The organism is Gluconacetobacter tumulicola, assembly GCF_014174215.1.
GTDB lineage: Bacteria > Pseudomonadota > Alphaproteobacteria > Acetobacterales > Acetobacteraceae > Gluconacetobacter > Gluconacetobacter tumulicola.
The window spans coordinates 162,764-185,175 of sequence record NZ_JABEQL010000002.1 but is presented as its reverse complement, the minus strand read 5'-3'; the positions used below and the strand labels follow the sequence as shown (position 1 = coordinate 185,175).

Genomic DNA, 22,412 nt, shown 5'->3' with positions numbered 1-22,412 from the left:
ACGACGCGCGAGAGACCGAACAGAATGCGACGCCGCCCTTCCCCGACCGGATTTCCATCGAACCTCATGGCCCGTATCGCGGCCGCCGGGCTGGCGGCCTGGACGGCAGGTGCGATCGTGCCGGCAGATGCCGCGCATGCGCTGGCACCGAAACCAGCCGCCGAGGCCTCGGACGGCTCGATCCCCCAGGATTCGATCGTCGCCGTCATCAACGGCACGGTGCTGACGCGGCGTGACGTGGACAATCGCGGCCGCCTGTTCGCCCTGTCCGCCGGCCTGGACCTGACCGACGACCTGATGGCCCGCCTGCGCCCGCAGATCGTCCGCCAGCTGATCGACGAGCGCCTGCGCCAGCAGGAAATGCTCTCGCGCCACATCAACGTGCCGCCCGAGCAGATCGCCGCCTCGATCGCCGATATCGAGCGCCGCAACAACATGCCCCACAATGCCCTGCGCGACCATCTGGCCGCCGACGGCATTTCCCTGACCACCATGATCGACCAGATCCGGGTGCAGCTGGGCTGGACCCAGGTCCTGCGCGAGGAAATGGGATCGCGCGGCCGCACCACCGCCGCCGAGATCGCGCAGCGCGAGGAAGCGCTGCGCCGCGAAGACGGCAAGTCGCAATATCTGATGAGCGAGATCTTCATCCCGGTCGATGACGCCCGTCATTCCGAGGACGAGCTCAAATTCACCCAGACGATCATCCAGGAACTGCGCAACGGCGCGCCCTTCCCCATCGTCGCCGCCCAGTTCTCTCAGAGCCAGACGGCGCTGGAAGGCGGCATGATGGGCTGGGTGCAGGAAGACAGCCTGGACCCGGAAGTGGTCGCCGTCGCACGCGCCATGCCGGAAGGCGCCATCTCAAACCCGATCCGCGTCGCCGGCGGCTATGTCATCGCCACGCTGAACGGCCGCCGCGTCATCGGCCATCAGATGGGCACGCTGCTGACGCTGCGTCAGGCCTACCTGCCCTTTACCACGCCGCTCAATCCCCAGGCCCCTTCGGAGCAGCAGCGCGCGATGCTGCAACAGGCCCAGCAGCTTGTCGCCAGCACGCATTCCTGCGCCGATCTCGAGGCGGCGAACCACCGGTACGGCGACAAGCGCCCCGCCAACCCCGGCGAGCTGCAACTGGAGCGCATCAATCCGCAGATGCAGCAGATTCTGGCCAACCTGCCCCCCGGCCAGGCCAGCCATCCCCTGGTCTCGGGCGACGGTATCGCCGTGCTGATGGTCTGCGCGCGCCAGCAGAAGAATTTCGCCCAGCAGACGCCCAGCGAAATCGCGGACCAGTTGATGAACGAGCGGGTGGAACAGACATCGCGGCAGTTGAACCGCGACCTGCGCCGCCGCGCGGTCATCGACATCCGGTCGAAAGTGTGACCAGCACCGACGACCCGGCCATGTCCGTCCCCGATCCGTCCCATGAGCCGCTGCGCGACGTCATCTCCCGCCACGGGCTGGACGCCCGCAAGGCGCTGGGCCAGCATTTCCTGCTCGATCCCGGTATCACCGCGCGGATCGCCGCCCTGGCCGGCGACCTGACCGGCCGGCATGTGGTCGAGGTCGGCCCCGGTCCCGGCGGCCTGACCCGCTCCCTGCTGGCCACCCCGGCCGCAAGCGTGACGGCGGTGGAAATCGACCGCAGGGCCGTCGCCGTCATCGAGGAGCTGGTCGCCCATTTCCCCGACCGGTTACGGCTGGTGGAAGCCGACGCGACGACGCGCGACCTGACGGAACTCTGCCCCGCACCGCGCCAGATCATCGCCAACCTGCCCTATAATGTCGGCACCCCACTGCTGGTCGGCTGGCTGCGCCAGGCCGCATCGTGGGAACGGCTGACCCTGATGTTCCAGATGGAAGTGGCCGAGCGGATCTGCGCCGCGCCCGACACCAGCCATTATGGCCGCCTGGCGGTGCTGGCCCAATGGACCAGCCAGGCCAGCATGGTCATGCGCATCCCCCCCGGCGCCTTCTCCCCACCGCCCAAGGTCCATTCGGCCGTCGTCAGCCTGACCCCGCACGACATCCAGCCCGAACCCGCCCTGTTCCGGGCCATGGAACAGGTCACGGCCGCAGCCTTCGGCCAGCGGCGCAAGATGCTGCGCGGCTCCCTGCGCGGGATCGGCGGCGAAACCCTGCTGGACAAGGCCGGCATCCGCGGCGAACGGCGGGCGGAAACCCTGTCGATCGCCGAATTCGACCGGCTGGCACGCTGCCACGCCTCCCGCACCGCCTGACGAGCCGGAACGGGCGCCCCCCTACCCCGATGTCCGAGCCTTGCGGGCAAGCCCCCGGCGGCCCGGCGGGGCGGCAGCTTCCCGCTCGACCTCGAACATGTAATCGCGGGTCAACGGCACCGCATCGATCGAGCGGGTAATCTGCAACTGGAAATTCAGATGGCCCTGGACACGGAACGACAGCTCCGCCCCGGCCAGATAGAATTCGAACATCCGGCAGAACCGTTCGTCATACAGCGCGGCCACGCGGTGGCGGTTGGCGGCGAAACGCTCCCGCCAGTGGGCGATGGTCTGCGCGTAATGCAGGCGCAGGATTTCGCAATCCGTCACCCATAGCCCCGCCGTCTCGATCGCGGCAAAGGTCTCGCTCAGCGCCGGCGAATAGCCGCCGGGAAAGATGTAGCGGTCGATCCACGGATTGGTCGATCCCGGCCCGTCATTGCGCCCGATGGAATGCAGCAGCATCACCCCGTCCGGCGCCAGGATCGTCCGCACCAGGTCGAAAAACTGTCGGTAATGACCAACCCCGACATGCTCGAACATGCCGACCGACACGATGCGGTCGAAGCGTCGCGTCACGTCCCGATAATCCACCAGTTCGAACCGGACCCGGTCCGCCAGCCCTTCTTCCATGGCCCGGCGGCGCGACACGGCAAGCTGCTCTTCCGACAGGGTAATGCCCGTGACCCGCGCGCCATACTCCCGCGCCAGCGTCAGCGCCATGCCGCCCCAGCCACTGCCGATATCCAGCACCTCCAGGTCCGGCCGGTCCAGGCGCAGCTTGGCTGCGATATGCCGCTTCTTGGCCACCTGCGCTTCTTCCAGCGTCTCGTCCCCCCGCGGGAAATAGGCGCAGGAATATTGCCTGTCGCTATCCAGGAACAGGTCGTACAACGCCCCGTTCAGGTCGTAATGATGCGCGACGTTCCGCCGCGACCGCCATGCCGGGTTGAACTGGGTCCAGGTCCGCTTGCCATAGCGAATCACCGCCGCCACGGCTTCGCCGATATGGCCGGCGTTCATGCTGTTGGTCATCAGCAGATCCAGCAGGTCGTACAGCGTGCAGCCCACCGGCTCGACCAGCCCGTCCATATAGGCTTCGCCAAAGGCCAGTCCGGGATTGGCGATCAGCCGCCGCTCCACCGAAGGCGCGAGAATCCGCATGGCCGCGACCGGACCTGGCGTCCCGACATAGGTCCGCCGCGACCCGTCCGAAAAGACGATATCCAGCCGTCCCTGCGTGATGAAGCTGCGAAAGATCCGGTCGATCACGGGCGTCATCATTCAGCTCCCTTCCGTCCGCCGGACAGCATGGAGTCTGCGGCGCCATTCGTAAAGAACGGGCGAAGATGCTTTCGGTGCCTTTTCAACGACAAAAGGCCCGGAAGAGCGAACTCTTCCGGGCCTTTCGCAGCTCTGGCGCGTCTGCGCCGCGCAGGTCGATCAGGCTTCGGCCGGGGCCTCTTCCGTCTCTTCGATCAGCGCTTCCTCGACGAAACCGGCAGGCTCGTCTTCGACGCCGATGGCCTCGCCGCGTGCCTGGCGCTCGGCTTCCTCTTCCGAACGCGCCACGTTGACCGTGACGGGGATCGAGACTTCCGGGTGCAGCGCCACGCGCACGGTGTACAGGCCCAACTGCTTGATCGGGTGCTCCAGGACCACCTGGGTGCGCGCGATCGTCAGCCCGGCAGCCGTGGTGGCGTCAGCCACGTCACGGGTCGTGACCGAGCCATACAGGCTGCCGCTGTCGCCGGCCTGACGGATCAGGATGACGGACAGGCCATGCATGCGCTCGGACAGGCGCTCGGCCTCCTCGCGACGCTTCAGGTTCAGCGCCTCCAGCTGCACGCGCTCGCGCTCGAAGCGCTCGCGGTTCATGCCGTTGGCACGGATCGCCTTGCCCTGGGGCAGAAGGAAGTTACGGGCATAACCCGGCTTCACCTTCACGATCTCGCCCATCTGCCCCAGATTCTCGACGCGCTGGAGCAGGATCAGTTCTACTGCGGACATGATCTGCCTCCCTCAACCGACGATGTAGGGCAGCAGGGCCAGGAAGCGGGCCCGCTTGATCGCCTGGGCCAGCTCGCGCTGCTTCTTCGCCGAAACGGCGGTAATGCGGCTCGGCACGATCTTGCCGCGCTCGGACAGGAAGCGGCTGAGCAGACGCACGTCCTTGTAGTCGATCTTCGGCGCGTTGGGGCCGGAGAACGGGCAGGACTTGCGACGGCGATAGAACGGCCGACGGGCGCCCACAGCCGTGCGACGGGCGGCGGGATTGATTTCGGTGGTGTCGGACATGGATTCTTACTCCGCTTCGCCGTCGGTATCGCGCGGCTCGTCATTGCGGGCGCGGAATTCCTCGCGGTCGTCATAGCTGCGACGGGGACCGCCGCGGCCGCTCTCGAACCGGCCGGCCGGCTTCGGACCACGGAAACCGCGCTCGCGCTCGTCGCCCTTGCGGGACAGGATCACGGACGGCGCCTCGTCGATCTCTTCGACGCGCAGGGTCAGGACGCGCATCACGTCCTCGTTGAGGCTCAGCTGGCGCTCGATCTCCTTGATCGTCTCCGGCTTCGCATCCAGACCCAGGAGCATGTAGTGCCCCTTGCGGTTCTTCTTGATGCGATAAGCCAGGCTGCGCAGGCCCCAATATTCGCGCTTCTTGACGGCGCCGCCGTCAGTCTCCAGCAGGGTGGCGATTCCGTCGGCGACGGCTTCGACCTGCTGCTGCGACACGTCATTCCGTGCGATGAACACGGTCTCATATAACGGCATGGGAACTCCCTTCGGATAAGGTCAACCCGGCCGCCTCGGACACGGTCCGCACGGCGCCCCTCCCGGGGGGCATGGGTATAGCCGGGGCGATGCCGCGCCCGAGCAGGGAAGGAGGGGTGTGAAGCACAAACCCCACCCGATCACAAGGAAAAACTACACACGCAGCCAGGACGGCACGCTCATCCCCAGCCGGTCGGGAATATCCCACACCTCGCGTACCGTGCGTACCTGGCGGAATCCGGCCTGCAGATAGGTCTCCAGCGCCCTGGGATGATCGGCCGAGCAGGTATTCACCCGCACGCTCTGGGGCCGCGCCGCCCACGCGACGTCAAGGGCGGCCCGCAGGAAAATCCACCCGATCCCCAACCCGATCTGCCCCGGCATCAGGCCGAAATAGGCCAGATTGACCTCGTCGGGCACCTGCCGATCCAGCTCGAAGAACCCGCAGATCTCCTCGCCCCGCCACAGGACATGCACCTCGACGCGCGGATCGCGCAGCAGGGCGGTCAGCTCCCGCTCGGGCATGACCCGGCGCATCCACCAGCAATAATCCTGCCCCACACCGTCATAGAGAAGCCGGTAGAAGGCGAAGTCCGGCGCCGGCTGACGCACGATCCGATACGCATCCGGCAGCACGGGCGCGACGCCCGCAGGCGGCGCGTCCATGCACAGGAACGTCACGTCGACGACGATCCGGGTCGTCGGCCCGGACCCGATCATCGCATTCACGACACCCGGCCCTCAGAGCCTGACCGGAAATGCGCGCTGATGGCGATCCGACGCGCATTTCCTGTGCTTCGGTGCTCACGGCCGTCAAGGCCGCTCCGCTCCGATGCTCGGAAACACACGCCGGGCGCGGCCCCAGCGGCCCGCTCTCGCTCACCAGCCCACATTTTCGGTCAGGCTCTCAGTTATCGTCGAGGAACGAGCGCAGCTTGCGGCTGCGGCTGGGGTGCTTGAGCTTGCGCAGCGCCTTGGCCTCGATCTGGCGGATACGCTCGCGCGTCACGTTGAACTGCTGGCCGACCTCTTCCAGCGTATGGTCGGTGTTCATGCCGATGCCGAAGCGCATGCGCAGCACCCGCTCCTCGCGCGGCGTCAGCGAGGACAGCACCCGCGTCGTGGCCTCGCGCAGGTTGGTCTGGATCGCGGCATCCAGCGGAATGACGGCCGTCTTGTCCTCGATGAAGTCGCCCAGATGGCTGTCTTCCTCGTCGCCGATCGGCGTTTCCAGCGAGATCGGTTCCTTGGCGATCTTCAGGACCTTGCGCACCTTCTCCAGCGGCATGCCCAGCTTTTCCGCCAGTTCCTCGGGCGCCGGCTCGCGCCCGATCTCATGCAGCATCTGGCGCGAGGTCCGGACCAGCTTGTTGATCGTCTCGATCATATGCACCGGGATACGGATGGTCCGCGCCTGGTCGGCGATCGAGCGCGTGATCGCCTGCCGGATCCACCAGGTGGCATAGGTCGAGAATTTGTACCCGCGACGGTACTCGAACTTATCCACGGCCTTCATCAGGCCGATATTGCCCTCCTGGATCAGGTCCAGGAACTGCAGGCCGCGATTGGTGTATTTCTTGGCGATCGAGATCACCAGGCGCAGGTTCGCCTCGATCATCTCCTTCTTCGCGCGGGCCGAATCCCGCTCCCCGCGCGAGATGGTGGCATAGACGCGACGGAACTCGCCCACCGGCAGGCCGGTTTCCTGCGACAGCGCGGCCACCTGGCCGCGCAGTTCCAGCACGGTCACGGTGTGCTTGGCGACGAAGTTCTTCCAGCTCTTGCCCGGCAGGGCGGACACCATGTCCATCCAGCCCGGGTCCAGCTCGCTGCCGCGATATTTGATCAGGAAGTCCTCGCGCGAGACCTTGGTGCTCTCGGCCAGGCGCAGCATCCGCCCTTCCAGCCCGTTCAGCCGCTGGAAGATCTCCTTCATATGCTGCACCAGATACTCGATCCGGGTATTGTGCAGATGCACCTGCTGCACCTTGCCGACCAGTTCCTCGCGCAGCTTCTCGTACGATTTCTCGGACTTGTCCGACATCTCGGCGCCCGAGGTCAGGGTCTCCAGCCGCTTGGACTGCAGTTTCTGCAGCCGCGAATAGAGCTCCTCGATCTCCTCGAACTGCGCCAGGATCTCCGGCTTCAGCTTTTCTTCCAGCGCCGAGAGGGACAGGCCGGCGCCGTCGCCTTCCTCCCCTTCCTCGTTCTCGGCCGGCGCCTCGAAGGCCCCGTCTTCCTGCGGCGACTCGACACCCTCCTCCTCGGCGCCGCCCGCCTGCATGGCTTCCAGGTCCACGATGTCGCGCAGCAGCATTTCGCCGGCCTTCAGCCGCTCATGCCAGGAGATGATGGCGCTGAAGGTCAGCGGGCTTTCGCACAGCCCGCCGATCATCTCGTCGCGGCCGGCCTCGATCCGCTTGGCGATGGCGATCTCGCCCTCGCGCGACAGCAGTTCGACCGAGCCCATCTCGCGCAGGTACATCCGCACCGGATCGTCGGTACGGCCCAGGCTCTCAGTGTCGACGTTGCCGCTGCCGGATTCCTCCTCGGCCTCGGCTTCCTCGGCCTTTTCCTCGCGGTTCGCCTCGGCGTCGTCGTTATCCTCGTTCTCGACGACCTGGATACCCATCTCCGACAGCACCGCCATCACGTCCTCGATCTGCTCCGAGGACATCTGGTCCTGCGGCAGGACGGCGTTCAGTTCGTCGAAGGTGATGTACCCCCGCTCCTTCCCGCGGGCGATCAGCCTCTTGACAGCTCCGGATTGCGTATCCAGCAGAGTGGTGTCGTTATCCTGGTCGCCAGCAGTCGCTTCCGAACCCGCGGCTGTCTTTGTAGCCATCGCCTGCCCTATCCCTAAGCGCTAACCCGCCGCCACGCTTTCGCCGCGCCACGGCATCGCCGGCCCTGCCCCCTATCCGGTCCCACCATAGCGCGTGGGATGCAAACCTCCGGATACGAAACGGCCATTCTATCGCATCTGACAAATTACAAGTGGTGTGCAGGTGGTCGATTCACCCGCCAAAGTCAAGGCCCGGCATGTGTCAGGCCCCATAACTTCATCCATCGTCGGAGGATATTTCTCCTCGCCGCAGGGCCTCCCAGGCCAGCAGCCGGGGGCGCAGGCTGGCCCACGCCCGCTCGTCCAGCGTGCCGGCACACATCCGTTCGGTATCCATCCGCAGATCCTCGCCGAACTGGCGGACATTCATCAGCGCATAGAAATGCCACCATTCCTGCGCCACATCGACCGCCATCAGGTCGTCCGGCGCGCTCAGCGCCATCGGCAGCGGCCGGGCAGACAGCACGGCGGTCCGTTCCTCCGTCAGACCGGCCTCGTCCAGCCGGGCGGCCAGCGCGCCAGCATCCGTCAGGGCATCTTCCGAGGCCGCATCCATCAGCCCCGCCCGGACCCGGCCCAGCGCCGGCGGCAGGTCCAGCCGGCAATAGGCATCCTCGACCTCCGGCAGCAGCGCGGGATGACGCAGCAGGATCGCAGTCAGAATCCGCATGCGCTCCTCCGTCGCCGCCAGGGCATCGAATGGCGCCGCAGCCACCGACGCGACGGAGGACCGGACCGCCCCCTCACGTCGCGGCCCACCACCCGGCCGGCGCCGATAGGTCTCGAAAAACCGATCGATCAGGGTCGAACGATATTCCGCGGCCAGCCCCTTGTCGGCAATCATCGCCGCCGCGTCGGTCAGCCGCCGGCGCAACGCCGCCCGCTGCTCGGGCCCCGGATCGCGCACCCCCTGGGTCAGCAATTCGAACAGAACCGCACTCAGCGGCCGCGCGCCTTCCACCAGGGAAGCAACCGCACCGGTGCCCCGCGCGCGCAGCAGGCTGTCGGGATCCTCCCCCTCAGGCAGGGAGCAAAACCGGACCGTCCGCTCGATCGACAGCAGCGGCAGCGCCGTCTCGGCCGCCTTCACCGCCGCGCGCTGCCCGGCCGCGTCCCCGTCGAAACACAGGATCGGCGCCGGCGCCAGACGCCACAACGCCTCCATCTGCTCAGGCGTCAGGGCCGTGCCCAGCGGGGCCACCGCACCCGGGAATCCGGCCTGGTGCAGGGCAATGACATCCATATACCCCTCGACCACCAGCAACTCGACCGGCGGCGCCCCGCGCGGCCGCGCCATCCGCAGGGCACTGCGGGCACGATCCATGCCGAACAGCACCCGCCGCTTGGAGAACAGCTCGGTTTCCGGCCCGTTGAGATATTTCGGCTGCCCATCCCCCAGGATGCGCCCACCGAACGACACCAGCATCCCCTTGCGGTCCCGGATCGGAAAGGTGACGCGGTTGAAGAACAGCTCGCCCTTCGGCCGCCCCTCATCGTCCATCCGCATCAGCCCGGCCCTGAGCAGCAGGTCCTGCGTCACCCCCTTCGGGCGCAATTCCTCCAGCAGACCGCCCCTGCCGTCGCCCGACCAGCCCAGCCCGAAACCGGCAATCGTCTCGTCGGACAGGCCGCGCCCGCGCAGATAAGCCAGCCCGCCCCGCCCTTCCGGCGCATGCAGCCGCCGTACCCAGGCGGCCTGGACCAGCTCCAGCACTTCCGCCAGATCGCGGATACGCTGCTCGTTCTCGCGTTGCTGGGGGCTGGCGCGCGGCACCTCCAGCCCGGCCTCGGCCGCCAGTTCGGCAACCACTTCGGGAAAGCCCCGCCCCTCGCTCTGCATCACGAACGTGATCACATCGCCATGCGCGCCACATCCGAAACAATGGAAATGATCGTCATAGACGTAGAAGGACGGCGTCTTTTCACCATGGAAGGGGCAGCACGCCTTCCAGTTCCGTCCCGAACGGATCAGCCGGGTCCGCCGCCCGATCACGGCGGCGATCGGCGTGCGGGCCCGAAGCTCTTCCAGAAAGGCGGGGTCGAGCGCCACCGCGTCAGGCAGACAGCAGCGACTTGACCATGCCACTGGCCTGGCCGGCATCCAGCGCCGCGCCGAAGCGCGCCTTCAGCGCCGCCATCACCTTGCCCATGTCCTTCATCGACGCGGCCCCCAGTTCGGCAATCGCCTCACGCGCGGCGGCCTCCAGCGTCGCCGCGTCCAGCTCGGCGGGCAGATAGGCGCGGATGATCGCGATCTCGGCCTCTTCCTTCTCGGCCAGCTCGGGCCGGCCACCCTGATGATACATCGCGGCCGACTCGGTCCGCGACTTGATCATCCCCCGCAGCATCGACACGATCTCGTCTTCCGACACCTCCGCCCCACGCGCGCGGGCGACGATATCGGCGTCCTTCAGCTTCGCATTGACCATGCGCAGGGTCGCAACCTGCCCGCTCTGCCCGGCCTTCATCGCGGCCTTGAGGTCTTCCATGAAACGTGCGCGCAGGCTCATGATCCCGTACTCCTGATATGAAGCGCCCCATCGCGCAGGGCGCTTCCGGTCAATATCCGGAAGTTTTTTCCCACCCAATGAAAAACAATCAGGGTGGGAATTTTCTTCCCAGCCTCGCGGGAGGCTGGTAGGAGATAACCCCGGAAGGAAGAATTCTCCATGCCGTCATCGATCGACCACATCATCGAACGTCTGGGCGGGGCCGACAATGCCGCCCGCCTGACCGGCGTCGGGACCGAGGCCATCCGCAAATGGCGTCAGGCCGGCGCGATCCCGCCCAAGCACTGGACGGTGATCCTGCGCCATACCGGCCTCAGCCTTTCCGACCTGCAACCCGATAGCGTGCCCCCCGACAAAGCGTACGATGGACCGGAGACCCAGATGACCGAGCGCCAGGTTCCCGCCTCGCCCCCCGCCGCCATTCCCACGGGCGCCACCGCCGCCCTGGTGCTGGCCGACGGCACCATCCTGTGGGGGCGCGGCTTCGGCGCCCATACGCCGGCCACCGGCGCCGCCATCGGCGAACTGTGCTTCTCCACCGGCATGACCGGCTATCAGGAAACGCTGACCGACCCGTCCTTCGCCGGCCAGATCATCACCTTCACGTTCCCGCATATCGGCAATGTCGGCACCAACGCGGCCGATGACGAAGCCGCCCGCGTCGCGGCCCGCGGCCTGGTCGTGAAGCAGGACCTGACCGAACCCGCCAACTGGCGCGCCACGCAGGACCTGGAAGGCTGGCTGAAAGCGCGCAACGTGCCCGGCATCTGCGGCGTCGATACCCGCGCCATCACGCTGCGCATCCGCGATGGCGGCCCGCAGACCGCCATCCTGGCCTACCCGGCCGACGGCGCTTTCGACCTCGACGCGCTCCGCGCGCAGGCCGCCGCCTGGCCCGGCCTGGAAGGCATGGACCTGGCGCGCGACGTCACCTGCACCAAGGCCTATGGCTGGGACGAGGGCGTGTGGACCTGGCCCGGCGGCACCCTCCCGCTCCCGCTGAAGCGCCGCCGCGTCGTCGCCGTCGATTACGGCGCCAAGCGCAACATCCTGTGCTGTCTGGCCAATGCGGGCTGCGACGTCACGGTCGTGCCCGCCACCGCCACGGCGGAAGAGATCCTGGCCCTCGATCCCGCCGGCGTGTTCCTCTCCAACGGCCCGGGCGACCCGGCCGCGACCGCCGAATATGCGGTCCCCGCAATCCGTGGCGTGCTCGACGCCGGCAAGCCGATCTTCGGCATCTGCCTGGGCCACCAATTGCTGGCTCAGGCGCTGGGTGCCCGCACCTACAAGCTGGCGCGCGGCCATCGCGGCGCCAACCAGCCGGTCAAGGACCTCAGCACCGGCAAGGTCGAGATCACCAGCCAGAATCACGGCTTCGCGGTGGACGAGTCCAGCCTGCCCGACGATGTCCGCGTCACGCACAGCAGCCTGTTCGACGGCTCGAACGAGGGCATCGCCTCCACGCGCTACGCCGCCTTCTCGGTCCAGTACCACCCCGAGGCCAGCCCCGGCCCGTCGGACAGCCATTATCTGTTCGACCGCTTCGTCGCCCTGATCGACCGCACCAATCAGCCCGCCTGAAAGTCGCGCCCCCATGCCCAAACGGACAGACATACGCTCGATCCTGATCATCGGCGCCGGCCCGATCGTCATCGGCCAGGCCTGTGAATTCGACTATTCCGGCGCCCAGGCCTGCAAAGCCCTGCGCGAGGAAGGCTATCGGGTCATCCTGGTCAACTCCAACCCGGCCACGATCATGACCGATCCGGGCCTGGCGGATGCCACCTATATCGAGCCGATCACCCCCGAATTCGTCGAACGCATCATCCTGCGCGAAAAGCCCGACGCGGTGCTGCCCACCATGGGCGGCCAGACGGCGCTGAATACCGCGATGGCACTCGACAAGTCCGGCTTCCTCAAGAAGCACGGCGTGGAGCTGATCGGCGCGGACGCCGAGGTGATCGACCGCGCCGAAGACCGGCAGAAATTCCGCGAGGCGATGGATGCGATCGGCATCGAAAGCCCGCGCAGCACCATCGCCCACACGCTCGACGAAGCCCGCGCGGCGCTGGAGCAGGTCGGCCTGCCGGCCGTGATCCGTCCCTCCTTCACCATGGGCGGCTCGGGCGGCGGCATCGCCTATAACCGCGAGGAATTCGACCAGATCGTGGCCTCGGGCCTCGACGCCTCGCCCACCACCGAAGTCCTGATCGAGGAATCGGTGCTGGGCTGGAAGGAGTTCGAGATGGAAGTCGTCCGCGACCGCGCGGACAATTGCATCATCGTCTGCTCGATCGAGAATATCGACCCGATGGGCGTGCATACCGGCGACTCGATCACCGTCGCGCCGGCCCTGACCCTGACGGACAAAGAGTATCAGCGCATGCGCGACGCATCGCTGGCCTGCCTGCGCGCCATCGGCGTCGAGACCGGCGGCTCCAACGTCCAGTTCGGCGTCAACCCGGCCGACGGGCGCATGGTGGTCATCGAGATGAACCCCCGCGTCTCGCGCTCCTCCGCCTTGGCATCGAAGGCCACCGGCTTCCCGATCGCCAAGATCGCGGCCAAGCTCGCGGTCGGCTACACGCTGGACGAACTGGCCAACGACATCACCGGCTCCACCCCCGCCTCGTTCGAGCCGACCATCGACTATGTCGTGGTCAAGATCCCGCGCTTCACCTTCGAGAAGTTCCCCGGCACCCCGGCCCTGCTCTCCACCAGCATGAAATCGGTAGGCGAGGCGATGGCCATCGGCCGTTCCTTCCCCGAGGCCCTGCAAAAGGGCCTGCGCTCGATGGAAACCGGCCTGGCCGGGCTGGACCCGGTGGAAGCCCCCGGCGACGGCGGCCCCGACGCCTTCCGCGCCGCGCTGTCGCAGCCCCGGCCGGAACGGATTCTCATGGCCGCCCAGGCCCTGCGCGCCGGGCTGAGCATCGAAGACATCCACGCCGCCTGCAAGTTCGAGCCCTGGTTCCTGCGCGAACTGGCCAAGATCGTGGCGGCGGAACACAACGTGATCCGCGACGGCCTGCCGCGCGACGCCCAGGACATGCGCCGCCTGAAGGCGATGGGCTTCTCCGACGTCCAGCTCGCCCGCCTGTCGGGCACGGCGGCGGCCGAAATCGCGACCCTGCGCACCCGCCTGGCGGTCACACCGGTCTACAAGCGCATCGACACCTGCGCCGGCGAATTCGCCTCCAGCACGCCCTACATGTACTCGACCTATGAAGGCGGGTTCGGCACGCCGGAATGCGAAAGCCGCCCCACCGACCGGCAGAAGGTCGTGATCCTCGGCGGCGGCCCCAACCGCATCGGCCAGGGTATCGAATTCGACTATTGCTGCGTCCACGCCGCCTATGCGCTGCGCGAGGCCGGGTTCGAGACCATCATGGTCAACTGCAACCCCGAAACCGTCTCGACCGACTACGACACCTCGGACCGGCTGTATTTCGAGCCCCTGACCGCCGAGGACGTGATCGCCCTGATCCGCCGCGAGCAGGAAAGCGGCACCGTGCTGGGCTGCATCGTGCAATATGGCGGCCAGACGCCGCTGAAACTGTCCCACGCTCTGGAAGCCGCCGGCATTCCGCTCCTGGGCACGCCCGCCGACGCGATCGACCGCGCCGAGGACCGCGAGCGGTTCCAGGCCATGCTGCACCGGCTGGGCCTGCGCCAGCCCGCCAACGGCATCGCCCGCACCCCGGCCGAGGCCGAGGACGTGGCCGAGCGTATCGGCTATCCGGTGGTGATCCGCCCCTCCTACGTGCTGGGCGGCCGGGCGATGGAAATCGTCCATGACCGCGCCAGCCTCCAGCGCTACATGCGCGTGGCCCTGCAACTGGCCGGCCAGGACATCGCCTCCGGCCCGGTGCTGATCGACCGCTACCTGAACGACGCGATCGAGGCCGATGTCGACTGCATCGCCGACGGGCAGGAAGTCTATGTCGCCGGCGTCATGGAGCATATCGAGGAAGCGGGCATCCATTCCGGCGACAGCGCCTGCTCGCTCCCGCCCTATACGCTCTCCCCGGCCATCGTCACCGAACTGAAGGCCCAGACCGAGGCCATGGCCCGCGAACTGGGCATCGTCGGGCTGATGAACGTCCAGTACGCGATCAAGGACCAGGAGATCTTCGTCCTGGAGGTCAATCCCCGCGCCTCGCGCACCGTGCCCTTCGTCGCCAAGGCGACCGGCGTGCCGGTGGCCAAGATCGGCGCACGGGTGATGGCCGGCGCCAGGCTGGCGGAATTCCGCCTCGACGATCGCGCGGTGGCCCCGCATGTCGCGGTCAAGGAAGCCGTCTTCCCCTTCAACCGCTTCCCCAACGTGGATACGATCCTGGGCCCGGAAATGCGCTCGACCGGCGAGGTGATGGGCCTGGACGCCTCGTTCGAGCGCGCCTTCGCCAAGTCGCAGCTCGCCGCCGGCGTGCGGCTGCCCCTGTCGGGCGCGGTCTTCCTGTCGGTGCGCCGCAGCGACAAGCCGACGGTGCCGGCGCTGGCTCGCCGCCTGGTCGATATGGGCTTCACCATCCTGGCCACCCGCGGCACCGCGCAGCATCTGCGCGAGGCCGGCATCGCCGTCCAGGTGGTGAACAAGGTGCTGGAAGGGCGGCCGAACTGCGTGGACGCCATCCGCTCGGGCGACGTGCAGATGATCATCAACACCGCCCACGGCGCGCAGTCGGTCGCGGACAGTTTCGACATCCGCCGTTCGGCCCTGACTTCGGGCATTCCCCACTTCACCACGATCGCCGGCGCACGGGCCGCCACGCACGCGATCGCGGCGATGCGGGAAGGACCGCTTGAAGTCGCGCCTCTTCAATCCTACTTTAACGGATCGTTCTGAGCGTACCATACCGACGCCGGGAACAGGGCAGCCTCCGCTGGCCCCGTTTCCGGCGCTGTCGGTCTTGTGGGATGCTCTTGTCGCAATTTGCCATGTCGGCCACCTGACCGACCTTCACGCTGGGGACGCGCCTTGCAGAAATTTCCGATGACAGGCAAGGGCCTGCAACGGCTGGAAGATGAACTTCGCAAACTCAAGAGTGAAGAACGCCCGGCCGTGATCCGCGCGATCGCCGAGGCCCGCAGCCACGGCGACCTGTCGGAAAACGCCGAATACCACGCCGCGCGCGAACGCCAGTCCTTCATCGAGGGCCGGATCATCGAGCTGGAAGAAATCGTCTCCTCGGCCGAGGTGATCGACCCCTCCACCCTGTCGGGCGACCAGGTGAAATTCGGCGCCCAGGTCAGCCTGGTGGACGAGGAAACCGACAAGGAAGCCACCTACCAGATCGTCGGCGTGCACGAGGCCGACATCAAGCAGGGCCTGCTGTCCATTTCCTCCCCGCTCGCCAAGTCGCTGATCGGCAAGAAGATCGGCGATTCGGTGTCGGTCCCCGCCCCCGGCGGCGACCGCACATACGAAATCCTGGCCGTCACCTACGGCTGAGGCTCCGCCGATGATCACGCTCGACGACCTCCGGGCCGCCGCCGCCCGGATCGAGGGGCGCGTCCTGCGCACGCCCACGGTCCCTTCGCACGCTTTGTCGAAGGCGACCGGCGCGGAGATCGTGCTGAAGCTGGACAATCTCCAGGCCGTGGGGTCGTTCAAGGAGCGTGGCGCCGCCAACAAGCTGGCGCTGCTGACGCCGGAGGAACGCAGCCGCGGCGTCATCACCGTCTCGGCCGGCAACCATGCCCAGGGCGTCGCCCGCCACGCCTCGCTGCTGGGGATCGACGCGGTCATCGTCATGCCGCGCTTCACCCCCGCCGCCAAGGTCACGCGCACCGCCGCCTGGGGCGCGCGCGTGGTGCTGGAAGGCAATAATTTCGCCGAAGCCACCGCCCATGCCGACGCGCTCTGCGCGGCGGAAGGGCGCGTCTTCGTCCACCCGTACGACGACCCGGCGGTCATGGCCGGCCAGGGCACCTTCGCGCTCGAACTGTTCGAGGATGCGGGGCCGCTGGATGTCTTCGTCGGTCCCATCGGCGGCGGCGGCCTGCTCTCGGGCTGCGCCGTGGCCGCTTCCGCCCTGCGGCCCGAAATGGACATTATCGGCGTGCAGGTCGAGGCCTATTCCTCCCTGTCCGCCTTCCCCGGCGACGAACTGATGCCGCCGGGCGGGGCCACGATCGCCGAGGGCATCGCGGTGCTGCAAATCGGCCGCCAGCCGCTTTCGGTCATCCGCGACCATGTCTCGCGCGTGCTGGTGGTGCCCGAGCGCGCGGTCGAGGACGCGATCACCCTGATGGCCGAAGGCGCCAAGCAGGTCAGCGAGGGCGCGGGCGCCGCAGCATTGGCGGCGGTGCTGACCTACCCCGAGCTGTTCCGCGGCAAGCGGGTCGCACTCCCCGTCACCGGCGGCAATATCGACAGCCGCATCCTGGCCAACACGCTGCTGCGCACGCTGCTGCGCGACGGCCGGCTGCTGTGCCTCAAGATGGAGATCCCCGACCGGCCCGGCGTGCTGGCCGACATCTCCCGCACGATCGGCGATGCCGGCGGCAACATCATCGAGGTCTCGCACCAGCGCCTGTTCACCGCCGCCAGCGTCCAGGCGGCCGAGCTGGAAGTGATGATCGAGGCCCGCGACCCCCTCCACGCCCAGCAGATCATGGAAGAGCTGGCCAAGACCTACATCGTCCGCCGCGTCTGAGTGTCTGACCGGAAATGCGCACTGGCGGCGATCCAGCGCAGGAGCGCGGTCTGGCCGTCTGCCTGTCACCGACCCGTCCCCTTCCTGATTTTTCCGGGGTGGCCACCCCGGAAAAATCAGTCCTTTGTCGCACGCAGCGACACGGATGCATAAGACAGGCATGTCGGAGGCAGGGTCAGGATCGCCCCGGCAGTTTCGAAGCGCCTGCCTGACGGGCCTTCGTGCGACAGGCCTCACGCGCCCGGATGAAGCATCGGGCCGATAATCTCCACCAGCCAGTCGACGAAGACGCGCACACGCGGAGAAAGCTTCCTGTTGCTTGGATAAAGCACGGAAAGCGGTGTAGGCGTCGGTGGGAAATCGGCCAGAACCTCGATCAGCGTGCCATTCATGAGATCATCCGTAAAGCGGTAACGTGGTGCCTGCACGAGACCGAAGCCTTGCCGCGCTGCGGCGGCACTGGTTTCAGCGCCACTTACCAACAACCGTGTCGGCAACGTCACCTCGATCACTTCGTGTCCGCGTGTGAACTCAAGCGGCAGGGACTGGCCGGTGCGCGACGATACGAAGCCGACCATCTGATGGCCCTCAAGTGCCTCCGGTGTCGCGGGCATTCCATGCCGCGCAAGATAGTCCGGGCTGGCCACGGTAGCTTCTTCCATGACCCCCAGAGGCCGCGCCACCATGTCGCTGTCGGCGAGCACCCCGGCCCGCACGACGCAATCCACACCCTCGCGGACCAGATCGACGAACCGTTCACCTTCTCCAAGATGGACAGTCAGGGCAGGATGCCGCGCGAGGAAGTCGGGCAGCGCCGGCAGTAGGATCGTGCGGGCCAGATAACCGACGACGTCGACCCGCAATATGCCGGAAACGGCGCCACCTGCGTTACGATCCGCGTCCTCAAGGTCGGCCAGGATCGCGATGCACCGCCGATAATAAGCGGCCCCCTCCGTCGTGGGCCGGACGTGGCGGGTTGAGCGGTGCAGCAGCCGGGTTCCCAACCGGCTCTCCAACGCCTTGATCGCGGCGGTCGCAGCAGGCCGCGAAACACCGCAGGCTGCCGCCGCGGCACTGAAGCTGCCGCGATCGACAATGCGGATGAAAAGATCGAGTGTCGCGAGCCTGTCCATGGGATTATTCCATGGCGCAAAACAATGCTGTCGGAAAGGGCGACCTTATCGAATGGACCAGGGTGTGACCAACATGGGGCCACCATCAAACGGAGGATCCCATGTTCGTGGCAAAGACCATTGCCCTCGTCACTGGCGGAAGCCGTGGCCTCGGTCGCTCGACTGTCGAAGCTCTTGCCCGACGCGGCGTGCCATCAATCTTCACCTATCACGTCAACAAGTCTGCTGCCGACGAGGTTGTCGGCAGTGTCGAACACAGTGGAGCCCGCGCCGTGGCCCTGCAACTCGACACCGGTGACATCTCTGCCTTTCCGATATTTTTCGAAGAGGTTCGAAATGTGCTGGGCGAATGGGGCGTCGAGCGTTTCGATTATCTGGTCAACATGGCGGGAACGTCACATAGCGGCCTGTTCGGCGAGGTGACGGAGGAGGACTTCGACGCCGCCTATCGCGTTCACGTCAAAGGCCCGTTCTTCCTGACGCAGACGTTACTGCCTCTGGTCGCGGATGGAGGTCGGATCGTGAACATATCTTCAGGGCTGACCCGTTTTACATATCCCGGCCGGATCGCCTACGCTTCCATGAAAGGGGCTGTGGAAGTCATGACACATTACATGGCCAAGGAACTCGGTCATCGCCGCATCACCGTCAATACGGTCGCACCCGGCGCCATCCAGACAGATTTCTCGGGGGGCGTTGTCCGGGACAATCCGGAGATTGCCCGGCACATCGCGGAAGCGACCGCGCTCGGGCGGCCGGGACTGCCGGACGATATCGGTCCGATGATCGCCTCGCTGCTGTCCGAGGACAATCGCTGGGTCAATGCGCAACGGATCGAGGTCTCCGGCGGGCTGTGTATCTGAGCGCGAGCACCGTCTGCCTCGGGAAATCTTTCATAAACTCGTAGTCGACTGCGAAAATGGCCACTGTCGCCTTGCGCGCTTGAGTCTAAACTCAGTCCTAGGCGGTTCCTGGGTTCAGTGTGATGACCCCCTGCACCTTGGCACATGATGCCGTGGGGCCGTCCACCCCAACACGACCATCAAGGCCGCTCCGGTGCTCGGAAACACACGCCGGCCGCGGCCCGTACCGGGCCGCTCCTGCTCAGCACCGACCCTTTTAAAGCAGCCTCTGGCGGTTGAGCGCCCCTACGTCTCGTCGATGGTAAAGCCGACCTTCAGCGTGACCTGATAATGGCCGACCTGGCCGTTGACGACGTGGCCGCGCGTATTCACCACCTCGAACCAGCGGATGGCATGCACGCTGTCCGACGCCCGCGACAGCGCGCTGCCGATCGCGGCTTCGATGGTGTCGGGCGACGACCCGACCAGCTCGACCACTTTATAGACATGCTCGGACATGATGTTCCTCCCTGCCTGTATGGAGGAACAACGATGCCCGCCCGCCGGGGTTCCTACCGGGTGCCGAACAGCCGGTCGCCGGCATCGCCCAGGCCGGGCCGGATATAGCCATGGTCGTCCAGTTCGCGGTCGATCGCACAGGTGACGATCTTCACGTCCGGATGCGCCGCCGACAGAAACGCCACCCCTTCGGGTGCCGCCAGCAGGCAGACAAAGACCAGTTGCCGCACGCCCGCCGCCTTCAGCCGGTCGATCGCGGCGGACGCACTGTGCCCGGTCGCCAGCATCGGATCGACGACGATGCAGAACCGCGCATCGATATCCTCGGGCAGCTTCATGTAATATTCGACCGGCTCCAGCGATTCCGGGTCGCGGAACAGGCCGATATGCCCTACCCGGGCCGCCGGCAGCAGGTCGAGCATGCCGTCCAGGATGCCGTTGCCCGCCCGCAGGATCGACACCAGGCAGAGCTTCTTGCCAGACAGCAGCCGCCCTTCCATGTGCTCCAGCGGCGTCTCGATCTCCACCGTCTCCAGCGGCAGTTCACGCGTCGCTTCATAGGCCATCAGCAGGCTGATCTCGCGCGTCAGGCGGCGGAAACCGGCGGTGGACGTGCTCGCCTGGCGCAGCCGGGTCAGCTTGTGCTGGACCAGCGGATGATCCAGCACCACCACGGGCGGGGACGGGGGGGTTATCGCATTCTCGCTCATAGTGCCCTTTTACGGCAGATCGTGGCGGAATCGAAAGGGCTACCCGCCCACTCAGGCGGCATCGGGCACAAAATTCAGTGCAAGCCCGTTGATGCAGTAGCGCAGCCCCGTCGGCCTCGGCCCGTCGGGAAAGAGATGCCCCAGATGCCCCTTGCAGGAGGCACAATGGATCTCGGTCCTGACCATCCCGTGACTGACATCGGTTCGGCTTTCCACCGCGTCGGGCAGCACGTCATAATAAGACGGCCAGCCGCTGCCGCTGTCATATTTGGTCTCCGAGCGGAACAGGTGCGTCCCGCAGGCCGCGCAACGATACAACCCCGCCCGCTTTTCATGGTTCAGGGGGCTCGATCCGGCACGCTCCGTTCCGTGGTCGCGCATCACCCGGATCTGCTCCGGCGTCAGCGGGCCGCAGCCGCTGCCGCAGGCCGGTCCCTCCGTCGGGTCCGCTTCATTCGCTGTCATCACGCTTCCTCCATCCGGGGGGCGCCGACATCACCGGGGCCGGCCCCATTCCGGGCCATTCGCAATCCCGGCAATTGGTGCCATCATGGACGACAAAATAACGGGAGAGAATACCCATGGCCGACCAGACCCAGCTTCCCCCCCGCCGTCCCGTCATGCTCGTCATCCTCGACGGGTTCGGCTGGCGCGAGGACGTGGCCGACAACGCCGTGCGCGCGGCCTATACCCCCACCTTCGACCGCCTGTGGCAGGAGGGACCGCGCGCCTTCCTCAAGACATGTGGCGAGGATGTCGGCCTTCCGGAAGGGCAGATGGGCAATTCCGAGGTCGGCCATCTCAATATCGGTGCCGGCCGCGTCGTCATGCAGGAACTGCCGCGCATCTTCGCCGCCATCCGTGACGGCAGCCTGGCAGCCAACCCGGCCCTGGCCGACCTGATCGCGGCCGTGAAGAAGACCGGCGGCACCTGCCACCTCATGGGCCTGGTCTCCGCCGGCGGCGTCCACTCCCACCAGGACCACGCCGTGGCCCTGGCGAAGATCCTCGCCAATAACGGCGTGGCGGTCGCCTTCCACATCTTTACCGACGGGCGCGACACCCCGCCCCATTCCGGCCGCGACTATGTCGCCCGCCTGATCGCCGACCTGCCGCCCACTGTCACCATCGCCACCATCTCGGGCCGCTATTTCGCCATGGACCGCGACCGCCGCTGGGACCGGGTGGAAAAAGCGTACAACGCCATCGTCTCGGCCCAGGGACCCCACGGCGACGACCCGCTGGCAGTGCTCGAAGCTGCCTACAAGGCCGGCACCACCGACGAATTCCTGCCGCCGACCGTCCTCGGCGGCTATAAGGGCATGAAGGACGGCGACGCCGTCCTGTCCTTCAATTTCCGCGCGGACCGCATCCGCCAACTGCTGGACGCGGTGCTGGAGAAGGACTTCCAGGGCTTCCCCCGCTCGCGCGTGGTCCATGTCTCCGCCGCCGTCGGCATGACCCGCTACAGCGACCGCCTGGCGGAGTTGATCGGCGTGCTGTTCCCGCCGCAATCGCTGGACGATCTGCTGGGCGACGTGGTCTCGAAGGCCGGCCTGCGCCAGCTCCGCATGGCCGAAACCGAGAAATACCCCCACGTCACCTACTTCCTCAATGGCGGCAAGGAAGGGGAACTGCCGGGCGAGGACCGGATCATGGTCCCCTCCCCCAAGGTCGCGACCTATGACCTCCAGCCGGAAATGTCCGCGCCCGAACTGACCGAAAAGGCCGTCCAGGCCATCAACAGCGGCACCTACGACCTCATCATCCTCAATTACGCCAACCCCGACATGGTCGGGCATACCGGAATCTTCAGCGCGGCGGTCAAGGCGATCGAGGCCGTGGACCGGGGGCTGAAGCAACTGGTCGAGGCCATCCACCGCCAGCGCGGCGCCATCCTGGTCACCGCCGATCACGGCAATGCGGAAACCATGTTCGACCCGGAAACCGGCGGCCCGCACACGGCCCACACGCTCAACGTGGTTCCGGTGGTACTGTCCGGCGTGCGCGAAGTGGAACTGCATGACGGCCGCCTGGCCGACCTCGCCCCCACCCTGCTGGCCCTGATGGGCCTGCCGAAGCCGGAAGCGATGACGGGCAATTCGCTGATGATCCCCAAACACGGCTTCTGAAATGTCTGCCCGTAAACGCGCGCTGGCGGCGATCCGAC

Annotated in this window: 20 protein-coding genes; 8 read left to right on the top strand and 12 right to left on the bottom strand. The window is 66.8% G+C overall.

The window, feature by feature from the left end; translation table 11 throughout:
- The first annotated feature begins 66 nt into the window (after positions 1-66).
- Positions 67-1,386 (top strand): peptidylprolyl isomerase, encoded by a 1,320-nt coding sequence (locus HLH29_RS02220; protein ID WP_246373658.1) that lies wholly within the window; start codon positions 67-69, stop codon positions 1,384-1,386.
- 20 nt (positions 1,387-1,406) lie between these two features.
- Positions 1,407-2,243, top strand: a complete 837-nt coding sequence (rsmA, locus tag HLH29_RS02215; protein ID WP_182964450.1) for a 16S rRNA (adenine(1518)-N(6)/adenine(1519)-N(6))-dimethyltransferase RsmA — start codon at positions 1,407-1,409, stop codon at positions 2,241-2,243.
- Positions 2,244-2,264: 21 nt separating this feature from the next.
- Here rsmA and HLH29_RS02210 read toward each other — a convergent pair whose 3' ends face one another.
- From HLH29_RS02210 to HLH29_RS02175, 8 genes are all read right to left on the bottom strand, one after another.
- Positions 2,265-3,524: an SAM-dependent methyltransferase gene (locus HLH29_RS02210; protein ID WP_182964449.1), complete on the bottom strand. Its 1,260-nt coding sequence runs from the start codon at positions 3,522-3,524 to the stop codon at positions 2,265-2,267.
- A 162-nt stretch (positions 3,525-3,686) separates the two neighbouring features.
- On the bottom strand, positions 3,687-4,253 hold the full coding sequence (gene rplI / locus HLH29_RS02205; RefSeq protein WP_182964374.1) for a 50S ribosomal protein L9: 567 nt from the start codon (positions 4,251-4,253) through the stop codon (positions 3,687-3,689).
- A gap of 12 nt (positions 4,254-4,265) precedes the next feature.
- A complete protein-coding gene (gene rpsR / locus HLH29_RS02200) occupies positions 4,266-4,541 on the bottom strand; it encodes a 30S ribosomal protein S18 (protein ID WP_114726487.1) in 276 nt (91 codons plus the stop codon).
- A 6-nt stretch (positions 4,542-4,547) separates the two neighbouring features.
- Positions 4,548-5,018 carry a 30S ribosomal protein S6 gene (gene rpsF / locus HLH29_RS02195; RefSeq protein ID WP_182964373.1) on the bottom strand — a complete coding sequence of 157 codons (471 nt, stop codon included), beginning with the start codon at positions 5,016-5,018 and terminating at the stop codon, positions 4,548-4,550.
- 153 nt (positions 5,019-5,171) lie between these two features.
- Positions 5,172-5,738, bottom strand: a complete 567-nt coding sequence (locus HLH29_RS02190; protein ID WP_182964448.1) for a GNAT family N-acetyltransferase — start codon at positions 5,736-5,738, stop codon at positions 5,172-5,174.
- Positions 5,739-5,925: 187 nt separating this feature from the next.
- Complete coding sequence (gene rpoD, locus HLH29_RS02185) at positions 5,926-7,863, bottom strand: RNA polymerase sigma factor RpoD (RefSeq protein WP_182964372.1); 1,938 nt, start codon at positions 7,861-7,863, stop codon at positions 5,926-5,928.
- Positions 7,864-8,080: 217 nt separating this feature from the next.
- Positions 8,081-9,913 (bottom strand): DNA primase, encoded by a 1,833-nt coding sequence (gene dnaG / locus HLH29_RS02180; protein ID WP_182964371.1) that lies wholly within the window; start codon positions 9,911-9,913, stop codon positions 8,081-8,083.
- A gap of 4 nt (positions 9,914-9,917) precedes the next feature.
- On the bottom strand, positions 9,918-10,373 hold the full coding sequence (locus HLH29_RS02175; RefSeq protein ID WP_182964370.1) for a GatB/YqeY domain-containing protein: 456 nt from the start codon (positions 10,371-10,373) through the stop codon (positions 9,918-9,920).
- Between the two features lie 159 nt (positions 10,374-10,532).
- On the opposite strand from HLH29_RS02175, the gene carA reads away from it, so the two are divergent.
- The 4 genes from carA to HLH29_RS02155 all read left to right on the top strand — a co-directional run bounded on the left by carA (position 10,533) and on the right by HLH29_RS02155 (position 17,038).
- The gene (gene carA / locus HLH29_RS02170) at positions 10,533-11,957 is read left to right on the top strand and encodes a glutamine-hydrolyzing carbamoyl-phosphate synthase small subunit (protein ID WP_182964369.1); all 1,425 of its coding nucleotides are present in this window, start codon (positions 10,533-10,535) and stop codon (positions 11,955-11,957) included.
- Between the two features lie 13 nt (positions 11,958-11,970).
- On the top strand, positions 11,971-15,225 hold the full coding sequence (carB, locus tag HLH29_RS02165; protein WP_182964368.1) for a carbamoyl-phosphate synthase large subunit: 3,255 nt from the start codon (positions 11,971-11,973) through the stop codon (positions 15,223-15,225).
- A 132-nt stretch (positions 15,226-15,357) separates the two neighbouring features.
- Positions 15,358-15,831 carry a transcription elongation factor GreA gene (gene greA, locus HLH29_RS02160; protein WP_182964367.1) on the top strand — a complete coding sequence of 158 codons (474 nt, stop codon included), beginning with the start codon at positions 15,358-15,360 and terminating at the stop codon, positions 15,829-15,831.
- 10 nt (positions 15,832-15,841) lie between these two features.
- Positions 15,842-17,038 carry a threonine ammonia-lyase gene (locus HLH29_RS02155; protein WP_182964366.1) on the top strand — a complete coding sequence of 399 codons (1,197 nt, stop codon included), beginning with the start codon at positions 15,842-15,844 and terminating at the stop codon, positions 17,036-17,038.
- Positions 17,039-17,271: 233 nt separating this feature from the next.
- On the opposite strand, the gene HLH29_RS02150 is transcribed toward HLH29_RS02155, so the two are convergent.
- Positions 17,272-18,171, bottom strand: coding sequence for a LysR family transcriptional regulator (locus HLH29_RS02150; RefSeq protein WP_182964365.1), 900 nt, complete (start codon positions 18,169-18,171; stop codon positions 17,272-17,274).
- A gap of 101 nt (positions 18,172-18,272) precedes the next feature.
- On the opposite strand from HLH29_RS02150, the gene HLH29_RS02145 reads away from it, so the two are divergent.
- Positions 18,273-19,034 carry an SDR family oxidoreductase gene (locus HLH29_RS02145; RefSeq protein WP_182964364.1) on the top strand — a complete coding sequence of 254 codons (762 nt, stop codon included), beginning with the start codon at positions 18,273-18,275 and terminating at the stop codon, positions 19,032-19,034.
- Positions 19,035-19,319: 285 nt separating this feature from the next.
- Here the strand turns inward: HLH29_RS02145 and HLH29_RS02140 are convergent, their stop codons facing one another.
- From HLH29_RS02140 to msrB, 3 genes are read right to left on the bottom strand one after another with little or no spacing between them, the layout of a single operon-like run.
- Entirely contained in the window at positions 19,320-19,532 is a 213-nt protein-coding gene (locus HLH29_RS02140; RefSeq protein ID WP_182964363.1) for a dodecin, read from the bottom strand.
- Between the two features lie 53 nt (positions 19,533-19,585).
- Complete coding sequence (gene upp, locus HLH29_RS02135) at positions 19,586-20,242, bottom strand: uracil phosphoribosyltransferase (RefSeq protein ID WP_182964362.1); 657 nt, start codon at positions 20,240-20,242, stop codon at positions 19,586-19,588.
- A gap of 51 nt (positions 20,243-20,293) precedes the next feature.
- Positions 20,294-20,707, bottom strand: coding sequence for a peptide-methionine (R)-S-oxide reductase MsrB (gene msrB, locus HLH29_RS02130; RefSeq protein ID WP_182964361.1), 414 nt, complete (start codon positions 20,705-20,707; stop codon positions 20,294-20,296).
- Between the two features lie 116 nt (positions 20,708-20,823).
- Here msrB and gpmI point away from each other — a divergent pair, with 116 nt between their 5' ends.
- Complete coding sequence (gene gpmI, locus HLH29_RS02125) at positions 20,824-22,374, top strand: 2,3-bisphosphoglycerate-independent phosphoglycerate mutase (protein WP_182964360.1); 1,551 nt, start codon at positions 20,824-20,826, stop codon at positions 22,372-22,374.
- Positions 22,375-22,412: the final 38 nt, after the last annotated feature.